Raw genomic sequence first — 728 nt, 5'->3', positions numbered from 1 at the left:
GTGGGGACATTCTCGAAGGCGCGAAAAACGGTCGCGATCGCAGCATGCCTGATCGTCGTCACGGGATGCACGCCACAGCCTGAACCGCCGGCTCCGCCTCCGGTGTCCACAGACAGCAGCTCCGACGCCGCACTGACCGGTGACCTTGGCGTGGCAACGTTCACGGGGAGCGATGGGACGGCCGGCAGCATCCGTTTGAGTGCGGCTGATGGCCGGCTGGCTCTGGCATCAGACGAGCTCGACATTCCCGCCGCGACCGCATCTTCCTCAGGTTCCGTTGCGGTCATCGCAGCGCTGGACCCGATCGATGAGGGCGCCACCTGTTTCGACATTGCTTTCCCAATGGGTCTCGCGGATGCGGAGCCAGGGAAGCCCTACAAGGCCTGGCGGAACCTCGCAGAGTTCCACGGCGACCCGACAGCGATCGATCAGCTCGTCATCACCACCAAGCCCCAGAACGACCCCGACTGCTCGATGAGGATCATTGCTGTCGCTGACGTCCAATGGAGCGTGAAGCCTCAACGCAGTGATCTCGTCGCCCAGGACGCCGGGCCGCGTGCAGCAGCGCGTGGCGAAACGACATCGACGGACGGAATGCCGACGTCGTACACGGTCGCTCGCAACGACCTCGCAGAGGACGTCGCGGCACGATTCGACATGACGGCCGATGACCTGTTCTACCTCAACCCGTTCCGCTTCCCTTCGGACGAGATTCTGCGCGTCGGTGA

1 pseudogene is annotated in these 728 nt (G+C 64.1%); it reads left to right on the top strand.

Going from position 1 to position 728, the window contains the following annotated elements:
• Window positions 1-102 precede the first annotated feature (102 nt).
• A pseudogene (locus C5C53_RS16720) lies at window positions 103-728 on the top strand (hypothetical protein); the annotation flags it as partial.

The organism is Rathayibacter sp. AY1E3 (genome assembly GCF_002932235.1).
GTDB lineage: Bacteria > Actinomycetota > Actinomycetes > Actinomycetales > Microbacteriaceae > Rathayibacter.
This window is presented reverse-complemented; position numbering and strand designations above follow the sequence as displayed.